The following is a 14,800-nucleotide window of genomic DNA, read 5'->3' as shown; positions in this document are numbered from 1 at the left end:
CTCGGGCAGCGCGCGAAAACAGCGCCACATGTAATCGTGATCGAGCTCCTCTTCGGACGGCTTGCGGAACGAGAAGACCTGGCAGCCCTGCGGGTTCACCCCCGACATGACTTCGCGGATCGTCGTGTCTTTGCCCGACGCGTCCATGCCCTGGATCAGCACGAGCAGCGCCCAGCGGTCCTGCGCGTAGAGCTTGTCCTGCAGCTCCGCGAGCCGCTCGGTCGCCTGCTGCGTGAGCGCGCGGGCGCGCGGCTCGTCCTCGCCGGAGAGCGGCCCAGTGTGCGCGGGATCGAAATCGGCGAGGCGGAACTTGCGCTTGCCGTCCACCCGGTAGATGCGCGAGAGCTGGCTCGCGCTGGAAACTCGATCCATTAGGGCCTCGCAATGAGCTTGCAACGGAACCAGAGTCGAATCGGGAATACAATGCCGAAGCGAGGTGACCATGCGCAGCTGCATCACGCTCTCGATCGCGATCGCCCTTTTGAGCGCCGGCCCGGCGCGCGCCGAGGACCCGGCGAAGCCGCGCGCGCCGCGCATCTTCGACAGTCACGACGCACTCACGCTCGACCTCGAGGCCGACTGGTCGACGATTCGCCGTGACCGCTCGGAGACTCCGACACCGCGGCCGGCGAAGCTCGCGTACGACGGAGCGAGCGGTCGCGTCGAGCTCCCGATCCAGATCGAGACGCGCGGCCGCTCGCGCCTCAGCCGCGACGTGTGCGAGTTCCCGCCGCTGCGCCTCGACCTCGCCAAAGAGTCCCGCAAGGGCACGCTGTTTCGCGGGATCGGCGAGCTGAAGCTGGTGACGCACTGCAAATCGGGGCAGGAGTTCGAGCAGAACGTGCTGCTCGAGTACCTGCTCTACCGGAGCTACGCACTGCTCACGCCGCACCACTTTCGCGTGCGGCTGCTGCACGTGCGCTACTTCGACCCCGGCGATACGAAGCCGCGCTTCGAGCGCGCCGGGTTCGTGATCGAGGACGGGACGAACCTCGCGAAGCGGATCGGCGCGGAGCGCGTGAAGGAAACCCGCATCGAAGCGACCGCACTCGATCCGGTGGCCGCGCGGCGTGTCGAGATGTTCTACTACATGATCGGGATGACGGACTTCTCGCTCGTCGCGAGCGCCGACAGCGGCTGTTGTCACAACGCGCGCGCGTACCGCTTTCCGTCCGGCGTGATCACCGTGATCCCGTACGACTTCGACCAGACTGGCGTCGTGAATCCGCCGTACGCGATGCCCACCGCCGGCCTCGGCATCCAGCGCGTGACGCAGCGCGTGTTTCGCGGCCGCTGCCGCGCGCCCGGGGAGCATCGCGCCGCGATCGACGAGCTCGTCGCGAAGCGCGCCGAGATGAAGGCGCTGTTCGATGCGCAGCCCGAGCTGAATGCGCAGCGGCGAAAGCGCGCGCTCGAGTTCCTGGACCGCTTCTACGATTGGGCCGCCGACACCGCGAAGTCGAACGCGACGCTGGCGAAGGAGTGCCGCAAGAGCTCCGTCTAGCGAGCAGCCGAGCCTCCGGGCGCGACGGCGACGAGCCGCGTTCGTGCTCCTCAGGGTTCCGGCGTGATCGTGATGCGCTCGCCGTCGACGCGGATCGCCGTGAGCGCGTCGCCGCGCAGCTCGAGCGCGAGCGGAGCACCGCCGGGATACGCGGGCGGACCGAGCAAGCCCGTGTCCGCGAGCAGCACGCGTCCGCCGGCGCGCGCGCGAATCCGCGCAGGCAGTTGGACCGTGTGCCCGACGACGATTCGTTCCGCGCGCAGCGCCTTCAGGATTCCCGGCAGCCTTTCCGCGAGCTCGGCGTCACTCCACTGCGAGAAGCCGCGAAACCAGAGCGGGCCTTCTTGGTGCGCGATGAGCCAGCCCGGGTAGCCCGCGATCTCGGGCAGCTGAAGCGCGAGGAGCGCGTCGAGCCCTGCTTCGGGCGAGAGCAGTTGCTTGCCCACGGCACCCGCACGCGCGGCGTCCATGCGCCGCAGCTCGCCGCTCACGCGCTTTCGGATGCCGTCGACGCCAAGCGCCGCGACCTCCGGCGTGACGCCTCCGTGGACGAACACGGTGCCGCCGATCCGCGCGATCGCAGGCAAGCTGCGCAGCCAACGGCCGTACTTCCCCTTCGGCGCGAGCGCGAGTCGGCGCGCCTCTGCGCCGCCGAAGCTCGCGTCTCCCTGCGGCGTCGCGTAGCGCAGGTCGCCGAGCATGCTCATCGCCTCGTGATTGCCGAGCAGCACGATGACTTCGCCGCGCCCATTCCGCGCCTCCTTCTGGAGGCGCATCAGCAGATCGAGCACCTCGCGCTCGCCTGCGCCGCGATCGAGCAGGTCGCCGAGCTGCAGGAGCGTCGTGTCGCGTGCGATCCAGCGCCCGCTCGCGTCCGTGATGCCCGCGCCCGCGAGCAGCGCGGCGAGCTGCGCGTGGCCGCCGTGCACGTCGCCGATCACGACGATGCGGCGCGGCTGCTTGGCGATGCCCGCCGTCGCGATCAGCAGCAGGAGGCACGCGGCGAGCGCGCGCAGGCCGCGCTTCAAGCGAAGAGACTCAACGCGAGAGCGCTCCCGATGCTCGCCACGACCGTGACGAGCAGCGCCGTGTAAGACGCCCACAACAACCGGTACTTGCGCGTGAGCACGAAGCCGAGCTGGTGGATGTCGCGCGCCATCTGCTCGCGCAGGAGGTCGGCGTTGTCGATCAACTCGCGCAGACCGAGCGCGTAGTCGTCGGGCGTCAGCTTCGTGAAGTGCCCGAAGAACATCAGGTTCGCGCGGTGGCTGCGCATGTCGTCGAGCGAGACCTGCGAAGTCGAGACGCGCGGCCGCGCCGACAGGATCGCGCAGGCGAGCGAGACGCCGCAGCCGAGAATCAACAGAATCGCGGGCGCGAGCCACTGCGCGTCGCTCTCCGCGATCCGGGGCAGCACGGCACCGAGCGAGACGCTCGTGAGCAGGCCGTTGATGCCCACCATGATGTTCGCCTTGGTGTCGGCGATCGCCGTCAGCTCGACGTGGTTGCGGTAGAGCACCTTGAAGAGCGTCTCGACGGAGCGGCCTCCGGAGTCGCCCTTCTTCTTTTTCTTCTTTCCGCCACCGTCGCGGTCGCCGTCGCCGTCGCCGTCGCGCTCGGAGTCCTCCGCCTGGTCAGCTTCCATGGTCGCTTCCTCGCGCTCCCTCAGGCGTGGAGCTTACTTGGCGGGCGCGGCGATCTGCGCGGAGTTGTGTCCAGGACGATGGACCCCGTTCCGAGGGCCGCGCCGCGGCTCTAACCGCCAACGCAGCATCCGCGCGATCAGCGGGACAGTTGCGCCTCCGCTGCAGGGCAGCCCTCCGCCCAACTCTCCGCCATCTGGGCGGCCACGATGCGGTTTCCCAGCGGAGCCAGGTGGCCATCGAAACGAAAGAAGGTCTCGCTTGCCGGGGCCGCGCGCAGCGCAGACGAGAGGTCGAGCACCGCCGGGTCGAGCGTCTGCAGGATTGCGCGCGCGGTTTCGACGGGGAGAGTCGGATCGCCAACCACGGGCGCCTCCGAGCGCATCGCCTCGACGGCCTCGCGAGTCGGCAGGATCGCGAACTGCGCGCGCGCTCCGGCCTCGAGCGCGAGGTCGCGAATGCGCGCCATCTCGGCGCCGTACACCTGCTTCGCGCGGGCGAGGAACGGTCGCTCCCAGGCTGCGGCGTCGGCCAGCTCGGCGCGGACGTCTGCGTGCTCGGTGTTGCGCGAGGGAGCGACGCGGTGGAACCCGATCGAAGCGAGGCGGTAGAGGTGCAGGTTTCGCTTCAAGAAGCTCTTCAGCCCGCCACGGTCGCCCAGAATTCCGTTTTGCACCGGGGCGTCCTTCGACCACAACGAGTCGTGAAAGTCGTTGCCTACGAACGTCACGACGCGCACCGCGCTCGGACGTTCGCCCGACGCCAACGCGGCTTCGAGCACGCGCCGGTACTGAACCGGTCCGTAGGCAGGGACCGCTGCGTTGCGGTGGCGAGCCTGCGGATCGCGCGCCGCCACGAGTCCGACATAGGACTGCTCATAGTCGACGCCGTACCCGAACGTGAACGAATCGCCGAGCCACAGCACGAGACATCGCGTGGGAACATCCGCCGAGGCGCCGACACGCATGCCATCCGCATCGGTGAGCACACGCCAGTGCGTTTCGCCGGTGTCGACTCGCGCGTCGACACCCGGCAACAGCGCGTGCATGGGCTGGCTCGGATGCCGGCGATAGATCGCCAGCCACGAGGCCTCCACCGGATGGGCGATTCGCAGGACGATCTCGCTGAGCGCAAGCGCAGCGCACGTCGAGAGCGCGAGGAGCACGAGCGCGGGAAGCAGCCGCAGGAAGGGTCGCGTCGGCGGATCCTCAGCGATTCCGCGCGACTCGGTATCCCGCACTCGGCGTGCCTCCGCCTCGGCCTACAACACCGCGCGCGCGTGCTTCGCGAGCGTCTCGCCGATCGTCGCGGGCGAGAGCGACACCGCGACGCCGGCGGCGCGCAGCGCGTCCATCTTGTCGGAGGCGCGGCCCTTGCCGCCCGCGATGATCGCGCCGGCGTGGCCCATGCGCTTTCCGGCGGGCGCGTTCTGGCCCGCGATGAACGCCGCGACGGGCTTCTTCATGTTCGCCTTGACGAATGCAGCGGCGGTCTCTTCGGCGGAGCCGCCGATCTCCCCGATCATCACCACCGCCTTCGTCTCGGGGTCGGCCTCGAACAGTGCGAGCGCGTCGACGAAGTTCGTGCCGATCACGGGATCGCCGCCGATGCCGAGGCAGGTGCTCTGGCCGATGCCGAGCCGCGAGAGCTGGTCGACCGCCTCGTAGGTGAGCGTGCCCGAGCGCGAAACCACGCCGACCGGGCCGGGGCGCGTGATCTTCGCGGGCATGATGCCGATGCGGCACTGATTCGGGACCACCACACCGGGGCAGTTCGGCCCGACCAGGCGCGTGCGCTTGCCCTTCATCGCGCGCTTCGCCTTCGCCATGTCGATCGCGGGGATGCCTTCGGTGATGCACGCGACGAGATCGAGGTCTGCATCGACGGCTTCGAGGATCGCGTCGGCGGCGCCCGGCGGCGGCACGAACACGACGCTCGCGTTCGCGCCCGTCGCTTCCTTCGCCTCGAGCACCGTGTCGAAGATCGGGATGCCGTCGATCTTCGTGCCGCCCTTGCCGGGATGAATTCCCCCAACAACTGCCGTGCCGTACTCGAGCGAGAGCTTGGCGTGGAACTGACCCATCTTGCCCATGCCCTGGACGATGAGCCGCGTGTGCTTGCCGGCGAGAATCGCCATGCCTACTTCCCCTTCGCCGCAGCGACGGCCTTCTCGGCGGCCTCGGCCAGCGTCTCTGCGGGTGTGATGTTCAGCCCCGAGCCGGCGAGGATCCTGCGGCCTTCCTCGGCGTTCGTGCCTTGCAGGCGCACCACCAGCGGCACCTTCACCGCAAGCTCGGCGGCGGCGGCGACCACGCCTTCCGCGATCAGGTCGCAGCGCACGATGCCGCCGAAGATGTTCACGAGAATCGCCTTCACGTTCTCGTCGCGCAGGATCAGCTTGAACGCCTCCTTCACCTTCTCCTTGTCGGCGCCGCCGCCGGCATCGAGGAAGTTCGCCGGGCGCCCGCCGTTCACGGTGATCGCGTCGAGCGTCGCCATCGCGAGGCCCGCGCCGTTCACCATGCAGCCGATCTCGCCGTCGAGGCCGACGTAGGCGAGGTCGATCTCCTTGGCCGCGCGCTCGCGCGGGTCTTCCTCTTCGGGATCGCGCAGCGCGGCGATGTCGGGATGCCGGTAGAGCGCGCTGTCGTCGAAATTGAGCTTGCCGTCGAGTGCGAACAGGTCGCCTTGCTTCGTCACGACGAGAGGATTGATCTCGACCAGCGAGCAGTCCTTCTCGATGTAGAGCTTGAAGAGCGCGCTGAGGAAGTCCTCGAGCTTCTTCGTCTGCGGCGCGTCGAGCTTCAGCGCGCGCGCGATCTTGCGGCAGTGATACGGCTGGAGGCCGACGACGGGGTCGATGAGCTCGGTGTGGATCTTCTCGGGCGTGTGCTCCGCGACTTCCTCGATGTTCATGCCGCCTTCGGTCGACGCGATCACCGCGAAGTTCTCGGTCGCGCGGTCGAGCGTGAGCGCGAGGTAGAGCTCGCGCGCAATCTCGCTGCCCGCCTCGACGTACACGGAGCGCACGAGCTTGCCCTGCGGGCCGGTCTGATGCGTGACGAGCGTCATGCCGAGGATCTGGCTGGCGTGCTGCTTCGCCTCCGCGGGCGACTTCGCGAGCTTCACGCCACCGCCCTTGCCGCGGCCGCCGGCGTGAATCTGCGCCTTCACCACCGTGATCGGCGTGCCGAGCGCCTTCGCGGCGTCCTCCGCCTCCGCCGGTGTCGTGGCGAGCGCACCCGCCGGAACCGCGACGCCGAAGCTCTTGAACAGCGCCTTGGCTTGATGCTCGTGAACGTTCATGGGATCTCCGAGAGCGCGTCGCGCGGCTTGTTAGAGCTTGATCTCGGCGACGAGCTTCTTCACGTGCTCGACGCTCGCGTCGAACAGCTTGCGCTCGTCGGCGTTCATCTCGACCTCGAGCACGCGCTCGACGCCGCCGGCGCCGAGCACGCACGGCACGCCCACGTAGAGGCCCTTCACCCCGTACTCGCCTTCGAGCAGGCACGCGCACGCGAGCACGCGCTTCTTGTCGCGCAGGATCGACTCGGCCATCTCGATCGCGGAGAGCGCGGGCGACACGAACGCGGAGCCGGTCTTCAGCAGCGCGACGACTTCGCCGCCCGCGTTCTTGGTGCGCTCGACGATCGCGTTCAGCTTGTCCGGGGCGATCAGCTTGGTCACGGGGATGCCCGCGACGGTGCAGTAGCGCGTGAGCGGCACCATCGTGTCGCCGTGGCCGCCGAGCACGAGCGCGGTCACGTCCTGCACCGAGACGCCGAGCTCCCAGGCGACGAAGGCGCGGAAGCGCGCGCTGTCGAGCACGCCGGCCATGCCGACGACGCGGTTCTTCGGGAAGCCCGAGACCTGCTTGAACGTGTAGACCATCGCGTCGAGCGGGTTGCTCACCACGATCACCGTCGCGTTCGGCGCGTTGTCGCGAACGCCGACCGCGACCTGCTTCATGATCGCGAGGTTCGTGTTGAGCAGGTCGTCGCGCGACATGCCGGGCTTGCGCGCGAGGCCGGCGGTGATGATCACGAGGTCCGCGCCCTTGATGCCCTCGTACGAGTTCGCGCCGGAGAGCTTCGCGTCGCTGTCCGCGAGCGGGCTGCCCTCGGCCATGTCGAGCGCCTTGCCCTGCGGCAGGCCCTCGACCACGTCGAAGATCACGACGTCGCCGAGCTCGCGATACGCGATCTGCTCGGCGAGCACGCCGCCGATGTTGCCGCCGCCGATGAGAGCAATCTTCGGACGCGCCATACCTGACATCTCCTGAGGGTCGAAGCGCGAGCAGGGGCCGCGCGAGTTGAATCGAAACGGCGCCCGCGCTCGCGGGCGCGCCCTACATGTGGCTGATCAACGCGTCGGCGAACTCGGAGCACTTCAGCAGCTTCGCGCCGTCCATCATGCGGTGGAAGTCGTAGGTCACCGTCTTGGCGCCGATCGCGCGGTCCATGCCACGGATGATCAGGTCCGCGGCCTCGTTCCAACCGAGGTGCCGGAACATCATCTCGCCCGAGAGAATCACCGAGCCCGGGTTCACCTGATCGAGGTTCGCGTACTTCGGCGCCGTACCGTGCGTGGCCTCGAAGATCGCGTGGCCCGTCGCGTAGTTGATGTTGCCGCCCGGCGCGATGCCGATGCCGCCGACCTGCGCCGCGAGCGCGTCGGAGAGGTAGTCGCCGTTCAGGTTCGGCGTCGCGATCACGTCGAAGTCCTTCGGGCGCGTCAGCACCTGCTGCAGGGTGATGTCCGCGATCGAGTCGCGAATCATCAGCAGCTTCTTCCACTTGCCGTCGCCGTGCGTCGGCCAGAGCGCGAGCGCGGCCTCGATCTCCTTGCGCACCGTCGCCTGCTGGGCCGGGGTCATCATCTCGTACCCGGGGTCGACGAGTCTCGCGTTCGCCTCGACCGAGAGGCTCGCGTTCGCCTCCCTGTTGCCGAGGATCCAGCTCTCGCGTTCGGTCACGCACTGCGCGCGGAAGGCGCGCGTCGCGAGCGAGTAGCCCCAGTCGCGGAAGGCGCCTTCCGTGAACTTCATGATGTTGCCCTTGTGCACGAGCGTCACGCTGCGGCGCTTCTGCGACAGGGCGTACGAGATCGCGGCGCTCACGAGGCGCTCGGTGCCCTCGCTCGAGACGGGCTTGATGCCGATGCCGCTCGTCTCCGGGAAGCGGATCTTCTTCACTCCCATCTCTTTCTGGAGGAACTCGATCACCTTCTTCACTTCCGGCGAGCCCGCCTGCCACTCGACGCCGGCGTAGATGTCTTCCGTGTTCTCGCGGAAGATCACCATGTCGACCGCCTCGGGGCGCTTCACCGGGCTGGGCACGCCGGCGAAGTACCGCACCGGGCGCAGGCACACGTAGAGATCGAGGATCTGGCGCAGCGCGACGTTCAGGCTGCGGATGCCGCCGCCGACCGGCGTCGTGAGCGGGCCCTTGATGCCGACGAGGTACTTGCGGAACGCCTCGAGCGTCTCGTCCGGAAGCCAGTTGCCCGTCTGGTTGAAGGCTTTCTCGCCCGCGAGAACTTCTTGCCACGCGATCTTGCGCTGGCCCTTGTAGGCCTTCGCGACCGCCGCATCGAACACCCGCACCGAAGCGCGCCAGATGTCGGGGCCAGTGCCGTCGCCTTCGATGAAGGGAATGACGGGGTCGTTGGGGACGTTCAGCTTGCCGTTCGAAAGCGAAATCGCGGTAGGCATAGGCGCGGCGATTTAGCACGTCTTGTTTCGACTGCCCGCGCCGAACGCCACCGAGATTTGCGACGGCAAAGCAGAAGCGCGGGGGAAGCATTGAGGTCGCTCCGCCATCATGCGGTCCCCGGCGGTGCTTGGGGTCAGACCCCAGGCGCGTCAGCGCAGCGTCGCGAGGCGCTCCTGCACGCGGTGCACCGGGATCTGCGCGGGGCAGATGCGGCTGCACGCGTCGCAGCCGCCGCACGCGGCGCCGCGCGAGAGCTCGGCGGCGAGGCCCTCACGCAGCAGGTCGGTCTCGAGGCGCGACGCGGCGATCACGGCTTCGCGCGGGTCGAGGGGCGGCGCGCCGCCCACGCGCGCGCACTCGAGCGAGCACACCCCGCACACGAGGCACTTCGACGCGTCGAGGTGGAGCGCGCGCGCGCTGGCGTCGGGCGCGCGCACGCCGTCGTCGCGGTAGTGCGCGAGGAACTGCGCGGCGGGGTCGCCGCTGCGGCGCGCGAAGAGCTGGCGCGCGATGTGGGCGACGCCGGTGCGCACTTGCAGCGAGACCGCGCGCCACGTGCCGGTGCGCGTGAACTCGCGGAAGAAGCCGCGGTATCCAGTTCTCATGCGAGCTCCGCTCGGCTTCGCGTCGCTGCGCGCGGCCTCCGCGAGCGTCGCCCGCGCGGGCCACTTGCGCTTCGCGAGCCGCGTTCGATCGGGGCATCGCCTCGAGGCTCGGCGCGCATCAGCTCTTCACTCCGGCCGCGTCGATGGCGCGCGCCGCCGCCGCGAGGCCCGTGATCAGCGCGACGCCCATGCCGGTGCGTTCGCGCGCGGGATCGAAGCCGCCGATCAGCTCGCCCGCGCAGAACGTGCGCTCCGCGGCGGGCCCGCCGGCTGGCTTGAGCGGGCGCAGCGACGCATCGACGCGCACCCCCGCGTTGTAGAGCGGCTGCCACGTCGCGTAGCCCTTGCGCACGGAGCGGTGCGGCGGGATGCCGTCGATGCGGCGCCCTTCGGCGTCGTGCAGCGCGAGGCCGAGCAGCGGCTCCCGCACTTCGCCGCCGCTCGCCGTGAGCCCGCCCGCGGTGAAGCGCCCCGTCGCGAGCACCACGGCGCGCGCGCCGAGCATCTCCGCGCCCGCCCCGAACACCTCGACTTCGAGCTCGTGCGCGGCGCCCGCGCTTCCGGCGCGCAATGCGCGCACGCGGCCCGGTACGACTCGCGCGCCGCTTGCGCTCACCGCGGCGCGCAGCGCGCGCTCGAACCTAAAGCCCGCCAGCGCGTGCGGCGGGAACGAGAGCACTTCGGCGACTGCGCCGCCCGCCGCGGAGCAAAGCTGCGCAACGAGCGCCTCGGTGCGCGCGATGCCGAGCACCGGCGGCGCGAGCAGCACGCGGCCCGCGCCGCCGAGGCCGCGCAGCGCCTGCGCGAGCGCGTCGCCAGCCGCGGGCGCATCGAGCCGCGCCGCGACGCGCGCGGGGCTTTCGTCGAGAACGCCCGCGGGCCACGCCACGGGTACGACGCTCACGCGCTTGTGCGCGAGACCCACCGCGGCGAGCTCAGCGGTCAGGCCGCGCGCGGTGAAGCGCGCGTCATAGCCCGCGAGCCCTGGCGCTTCGAGGAGGGCGATCTCCTCGCACGCGGAGATGTCGCCGCCCGCCGGCCCCGGCGTCGCGAAGTCGACGGGGCGCAGCGTGCCGGGCGAGCACACCAGCAGCGCGCTTGCGTCGAAGCTGCCCGCGAGCGGGGATCCCTGCGGCGCGAGCCAGCGCGTGAGGCGCGCGACGGCTTCGCGCGCTGCGCTCTGAGCGGCGGCGACATCGCCGCCGAAGAGCCGCGCATACGGGTGCGAAGGCGCTTCCCGCAACGACAACGCGATGCGGTCGAGCGCGGTCAGCGGCGAACCGCGCAGCGCGTCGCGCGCCGCGAGCCACGGCACGCCGGGCGACGCACTCGCGAGGTCGAACGCGCCGGAGCCGAGCGCAGTGGCGCCGGGCGGGCCCGCGATCTGCACGACGTCGGCGCCCGCGTCCGCGAGCGCGAGCGTCGCTGCCGCGCCGGCGAGGCCGCCGCCGATCACCGCGATCGTCACGGCAGCACCTCGAGCGCGCCGATCATCCCGAAGAACACCGCGCGATGAACTTCCATCTGCGCGACCTGCTGCCCCGAGAGCACGGGCGCGATGTCGTGCCAGCGCGCCGCCGCGAGCTCGGCGACTTCGCGCACCGCGCGCGCGCCGTCCCAGCCGAGCTCGTCGGCCAGCACCTGCGCCGCGAAGCCCGCGCAGCTCGCGCCCTGGCACGCGCCGTTCCCCAATCGCACGCGCAGCGGGCAGTCGGCCAGCTTGCGCAGGCCTTCGTGCTTCGCGGCGTGGCGCAGCTCCGCCTCGAGCACGGGCTCGCAGGCACACACCGTCCGCTTCTCCGCGCCCCCTTCGAGCACGTGCTCCGCGCGTACGCCGTGGCGGAAGCCGAGGCGCAGAGCGGCCGGGATGCCGACGCCGAATCTGCGTGCGAGCGCCGCGTGATCGAGCGGCGCCTCGCCACCGGGCAGCGGCGTGGTCGCCGTGCTGCACGGTGTCGTGACGCCGAGCTCGGCGCAGAGCCGGTTCGCGACGTCCTCGGCCATCAGCCGGTACGCCGCGAGCTTGCCGCCGGTGATCGTCCACAGGCCCGGCGCCGCGCCCTCTTTGCCGTGGTCGATCACGCGGTAGTCGCGCGAGAGCTCGTCCTCGTAGGCGCCGAAGCCGTAGAGCGTGGGCCGCACGCCTTGGATCGCGTGCGCGACGCGGTGCTCGCGGATGCGCGGGATCGAGCGCTCCATCGCTTCGAGCACGTAGGCGACTTCGTCTTCCTCGGTGCCGATCTTGTCGAGGTCGCCGTAGTAGTCGTCGTCGGTGGTGCCCGCCATCGAGTTCTGCTCGTGCGGGAACGTGAACATGTCGCGGCCGTCGACGCCGCGCGCGTAGATCGCGAGGTTCGAGACGCGGCGCTCGAACACGAGGTGGACGCCCTTGCCGGGGCGCAGCTTGAACTTCTCGCGCGCGAGCTCGGCCACTTCCGGGCCCCACGGCCCGCCCGCGTTCAGCACGAGCTGTGCCTCGACGATCGTCTCGTCGCCGCGCACGCGGTCGCGCACGCGCGCGCCGCTCACGCGGCCCGCGCCGTCCCGTAACAACTCCACCGCCTCGCTGTGCGTGAAGATCTGCGCGCCGCGCTCGGCGGCAGCGAGCGCGTTCGCGACGCAGAGCCGCGCGGCGTCGATGCCCCACTCGTCGAGCGTGAACGCGCAGTCGAGGCGCGGCGAGAGCGCGGGCTCGAGCTGAAGCGCCTGCGCCTTCGTGAGCCGCGTGTGCGGGCGCCCATTCTTGAGCGGCACGAAGCGGTCGTACATCTCGAGCCCGATCTCGACGATCTCGGGCCCGATCGGATCCTCGGGAAACACCGGCATCAGGAACGGGATGCGGAACACCAGATGCGGCGCGATGCGCTGGATCGCGCCCGAGTCCACGCACGAGTGGTACGTGACCTCGGGGTCCTTCTGCAGATACCGGAGGCCGCCGTGGATCATTCCGGACGACGACCAGGTCGTGCCCGAGCCGAGGTCCTTCTTCTCCACCAGCACGCACGAGACGCCGCGCAGCGCGAGATCGCGCGCGGCGCCGGTGCCGTTGATGCCTCCTCCGATCACCAGGACCTGTGTGCGGAGAACGCGCGTCACGGCTTGTTAGGCCCCTTCCGGCTTCGGCATCACGACGCGGATGTGGATCTCTTCGAGCTGCTTCTTCTCGACTTCGCCCGGCGCATCCATGAGCAGGTCTTGTCCGCGCTGCGTCTTCGGTAACGCGATCACGTCGCGCAGCGAGGCGGCGCCCGCGAGCAGCATCGCCATGCGATCGAGGCCGAACGCGAAGCCGCCGTGGGGCGGCGCGCCGGCGTCGAGCGCGTTCAGCATGAAGCCGAAGCGCGCCTCCATCTCGTCCTTCGCGTAGCCGAGGATCTCGAAGATCTTGCGCTGCACGTCGCTGCGGTGGTTGCGCAGCGAGCCGGACCCGAGCTCGAGGCCGTTCATCACCACGTCGTAGTGCGTGCCGCGCATCGCGAGCGGATTCGAGTCGAAGAGGCCGAGATCCTCTTCGTGCGGCGCGACGAACGGCATGTGCATGAAGGTGAGCTTGCCGTCATCGCCGCGCTCGAACACGGGGAAGTCGAGCACGAGCAGCGGCGCCCACTCGCGCGCGTCGACGCGACCGAGCTGACGTCCGAGATCGAGGCGCAGCCGCCCGAGGATCGCGTTCGCCTTCGCGAACTCGTCCGCCGCGAAGAACAGCACGCTGCCCGGCCTCGCCCCCGTGCGCTCCGCGATGCCCGCGCGCTCCGCGTCGCCGAGGAACTTCGCGATCGGCGACTGCCACTCGCCGCCCGGCATCACGCGAATCCAGGCGAGCCCCTTCGCGCCGAGCTCTTTCTTCACGAAGGCTTCGAGCCGGTCGATCTCGCTTCTCGTCAGGGACTCCGCATCGTGAATCGGCAGGCACTTCACGATGCCGCCCTTCGCGACGGGCCCCGCGAACGCCTTGAAGCCGCTGTTCACGAACAAGTCCGTCAGGTCGACCAGCTCGAGCAGCACGCGCGTGTCGGGCTTGTCGCTGCCGTAGCGCGCCATCGCCTCCGCGTACGACATGCGCGGGAACGGGCGCGGCAGCGTGACGCCGAGCGTGTCGCGCCACGCGCGCCACGTCAGGTCCTCGAGCACCGCGAGCACTTCCTCCACGCCGACGAAGCTCATCTCGAGGTCGATCTGCGTGAACTCGAGCTGGCGGTCCGCGCGCAGGTCCTCGTCGCGGAAGCACCGCGCGATCTGGAAGTAGCGGTCGAAGCCCGAGACCATGAAGAGCTGCTTCATGATCTGCGGCGACTGCGGCAGCGCGTAGAACCCGCCGGGCTGCAGGCGGCTCGGCACGAGGAAGTCGCGCGCCCCTTCGGGCGTCGCCTTCGCGAGGATCGGCGTCTCGATCTCGAGGAAGCCGTGCTCGGCGAGCGTCGCGCGCGCGCTCTGATAGAGCGCGTGACGCGTGCGCATGCTCTTCTGCAGCGGCGGGCGGCGCAGGTCGTGGATGCGATGGCGCAGCCGCGTCATCTCGTCCGCCCCGCTCTCCTCCTCGATCGCGAAGGGCGGCGGCGTCGCGACGTTCAGCACGCGCACCTCGCGCGCCACGATCTCGATCTCGCCCGTGGGCAGCTTCGCGTTCACCGTCTCCGCCGAGCGGCGCTCGACCGTGCCGCGCACCGCCACGACGAACTCGCTGCGCAGCTCGCCCGCGCGCGCGTGCACCGCGCTCGACACCTCGGGCCGGAACACGCACTGCACCACGCCCTCGCGGTCGCGCAGATCGACGAAGATCACGCCGCCGTGGTCGCGCGCGACGTGCACCCAGCCCATCACCACGACCTCGCGCCCGACGAGGTCCGCGCGAACCGCGCCGCAGTAATGCGTGCGCCGCAGCGCGCCGAGCACGTCGAGCTGCGCGGTGTCGCGCGCGCTCGCGCTGTGTCCGCTGGTGCCGCCGCCGTCGCTCATCGCCCGCCCTCGAAGCGCCTTCGAGGAGCCCCCGAAGTCTGCGAAATCGTGAAGGAAAACGCGCCGGGAGTTAGCAGAGGGGCGTCGGGGGTGTCAGGCCGCCAACCATCGACCTCCGGGTCATGCAGACGATCTCCTGGCGCTCGAAGGTGCCATCGGCGCGCCTCGTGAACCGGTCGTAGATCCCGCGGCAGTAGGTCGTGCCGACGCCCGCGTGGCACGCGAGGAAGTCGCCGCGTTGGTTCGTGAACCAGCGTACGCGCTTCGAGGCGCCTTCACTCGCGACTCCGGAGTCGGAGGGACGAGCGATCGCCCTCCAGCCTTCCGCCCTCAAATCCAAGTCGCAGAAGCTGCGCGAAACGCATGCCTGGAAGAGGA

General features: G+C 70.2%; 13 protein-coding genes. 1 reads left to right on the top strand and 12 read right to left on the bottom strand.

Going from position 1 to position 14,800, the window contains the following annotated elements:
- On the bottom strand, positions 1 to 372 hold a 372-nt coding region (locus FJ091_16130; protein MBM4384882.1), incomplete at its 3' end, for a polyphosphate kinase 2 family protein.
- A gap of 64 nt (positions 373 to 436) precedes the next feature.
- Here FJ091_16130 and FJ091_16125 point away from each other — a divergent pair.
- Positions 437 to 1,504, top strand: coding sequence for a hypothetical protein (locus FJ091_16125; protein ID MBM4384881.1), 1,068 nt, complete (start codon positions 437 to 439; stop codon positions 1,502 to 1,504).
- A 50-nt stretch (positions 1,505 to 1,554) separates the two neighbouring features.
- Here the strand turns inward: FJ091_16125 and FJ091_16120 are convergent, their stop codons facing one another.
- The 11 genes from FJ091_16120 to aspS all read right to left on the bottom strand — a co-directional run bounded on the left by FJ091_16120 (position 1,555) and on the right by aspS (position 14,422).
- A complete protein-coding gene (locus tag FJ091_16120) occupies positions 1,555 to 2,532 on the bottom strand; it encodes a metallophosphoesterase (protein MBM4384880.1) in 978 nt (325 codons plus the stop codon).
- Entirely contained in the window at positions 2,529 to 3,149 is a 621-nt protein-coding gene (locus FJ091_16115; protein ID MBM4384879.1) for a hypothetical protein, read from the bottom strand. Before FJ091_16115 ends, FJ091_16120 begins: the two co-directional genes overlap by 4 nt.
- A gap of 137 nt (positions 3,150 to 3,286) precedes the next feature.
- Entirely contained in the window at positions 3,287 to 4,387 is a 1,101-nt protein-coding gene (locus FJ091_16110) for a hypothetical protein (GenBank protein MBM4384878.1), read from the bottom strand.
- 21 nt (positions 4,388 to 4,408) lie between these two features.
- The gene (gene sucD, locus FJ091_16105; protein ID MBM4384877.1) at positions 4,409 to 5,284 is read right to left on the bottom strand and encodes a succinate--CoA ligase subunit alpha; all 876 of its coding nucleotides are present in this window, start codon (positions 5,282 to 5,284) and stop codon (positions 4,409 to 4,411) included.
- Between the two features lie 2 nt (positions 5,285 to 5,286).
- Complete coding sequence (sucC, locus tag FJ091_16100; GenBank protein ID MBM4384876.1) at positions 5,287 to 6,453, bottom strand: ADP-forming succinate--CoA ligase subunit beta; 1,167 nt, start codon at positions 6,451 to 6,453, stop codon at positions 5,287 to 5,289.
- Between the two features lie 30 nt (positions 6,454 to 6,483).
- Entirely contained in the window at positions 6,484 to 7,413 is a 930-nt protein-coding gene (mdh, locus tag FJ091_16095) for a malate dehydrogenase (protein MBM4384875.1), read from the bottom strand.
- 82 nt (positions 7,414 to 7,495) lie between these two features.
- A complete protein-coding gene (gene icd, locus FJ091_16090) occupies positions 7,496 to 8,860 on the bottom strand; it encodes an NADP-dependent isocitrate dehydrogenase (protein MBM4384874.1) in 1,365 nt (454 codons plus the stop codon).
- Between the two features lie 150 nt (positions 8,861 to 9,010).
- Entirely contained in the window at positions 9,011 to 9,466 is a 456-nt protein-coding gene (locus FJ091_16085) for a hypothetical protein (GenBank protein MBM4384873.1), read from the bottom strand.
- 118 nt (positions 9,467 to 9,584) lie between these two features.
- Entirely contained in the window at positions 9,585 to 10,934 is a 1,350-nt protein-coding gene (locus tag FJ091_16080) for an FAD-binding protein (GenBank protein ID MBM4384872.1), read from the bottom strand.
- Positions 10,931 to 12,562 (bottom strand): glycerol-3-phosphate dehydrogenase/oxidase, encoded by a 1,632-nt coding sequence (locus FJ091_16075; GenBank protein ID MBM4384871.1) that lies wholly within the window; start codon positions 12,560 to 12,562, stop codon positions 10,931 to 10,933. The genes FJ091_16080 and FJ091_16075 overlap by 4 nt, the downstream gene beginning before the upstream one ends.
- A gap of 6 nt (positions 12,563 to 12,568) precedes the next feature.
- A complete protein-coding gene (gene aspS / locus FJ091_16070) occupies positions 12,569 to 14,422 on the bottom strand; it encodes an aspartate--tRNA ligase (protein MBM4384870.1) in 1,854 nt (617 codons plus the stop codon).
- Positions 14,423 to 14,800 lie beyond the last annotated feature (378 nt).

The organism is Deltaproteobacteria bacterium, assembly GCA_016875395.1.
GTDB lineage: Bacteria > Myxococcota_A > UBA9160 > UBA9160 > UBA6930 > VGRF01.
Note: the sequence above shows the minus strand (reverse complement) of the source record. Positions and strands in the feature narration are given on the sequence as shown.

Excerpts from the sequence above, each read along its gene's own strand:
- FJ091_16115 (MBM4384879.1), bottom strand. The coding sequence starts at position 3,149 with ATGGAAGCTGACCAGGCGGAGGACTCCGAGCGCGACGGCGACGGCGAC.
- sucD (MBM4384877.1), bottom strand. The coding sequence starts at position 5,284 with ATGGCGATTCTCGCCGGCAAGCACACGCGGCTCATCGTCCAGGGCATG.
- sucC (MBM4384876.1), bottom strand. The coding sequence starts at position 6,453 with ATGAACGTTCACGAGCATCAAGCCAAGGCGCTGTTCAAGAGCTTCGGC.
- mdh (MBM4384875.1), bottom strand. The coding sequence starts at position 7,413 with ATGGCGCGTCCGAAGATTGCTCTCATCGGCGGCGGCAACATCGGCGGC.
- icd (MBM4384874.1), bottom strand. The coding sequence starts at position 8,860 with ATGCCTACCGCGATTTCGCTTTCGAACGGCAAGCTGAACGTCCCCAAC.
- FJ091_16085 (MBM4384873.1), bottom strand. The coding sequence starts at position 9,466 with ATGAGAACTGGATACCGCGGCTTCTTCCGCGAGTTCACGCGCACCGGC.
- aspS (MBM4384870.1), bottom strand. The coding sequence starts at position 14,422 with ATGAGCGACGGCGGCGGCACCAGCGGACACAGCGCGAGCGCGCGCGAC.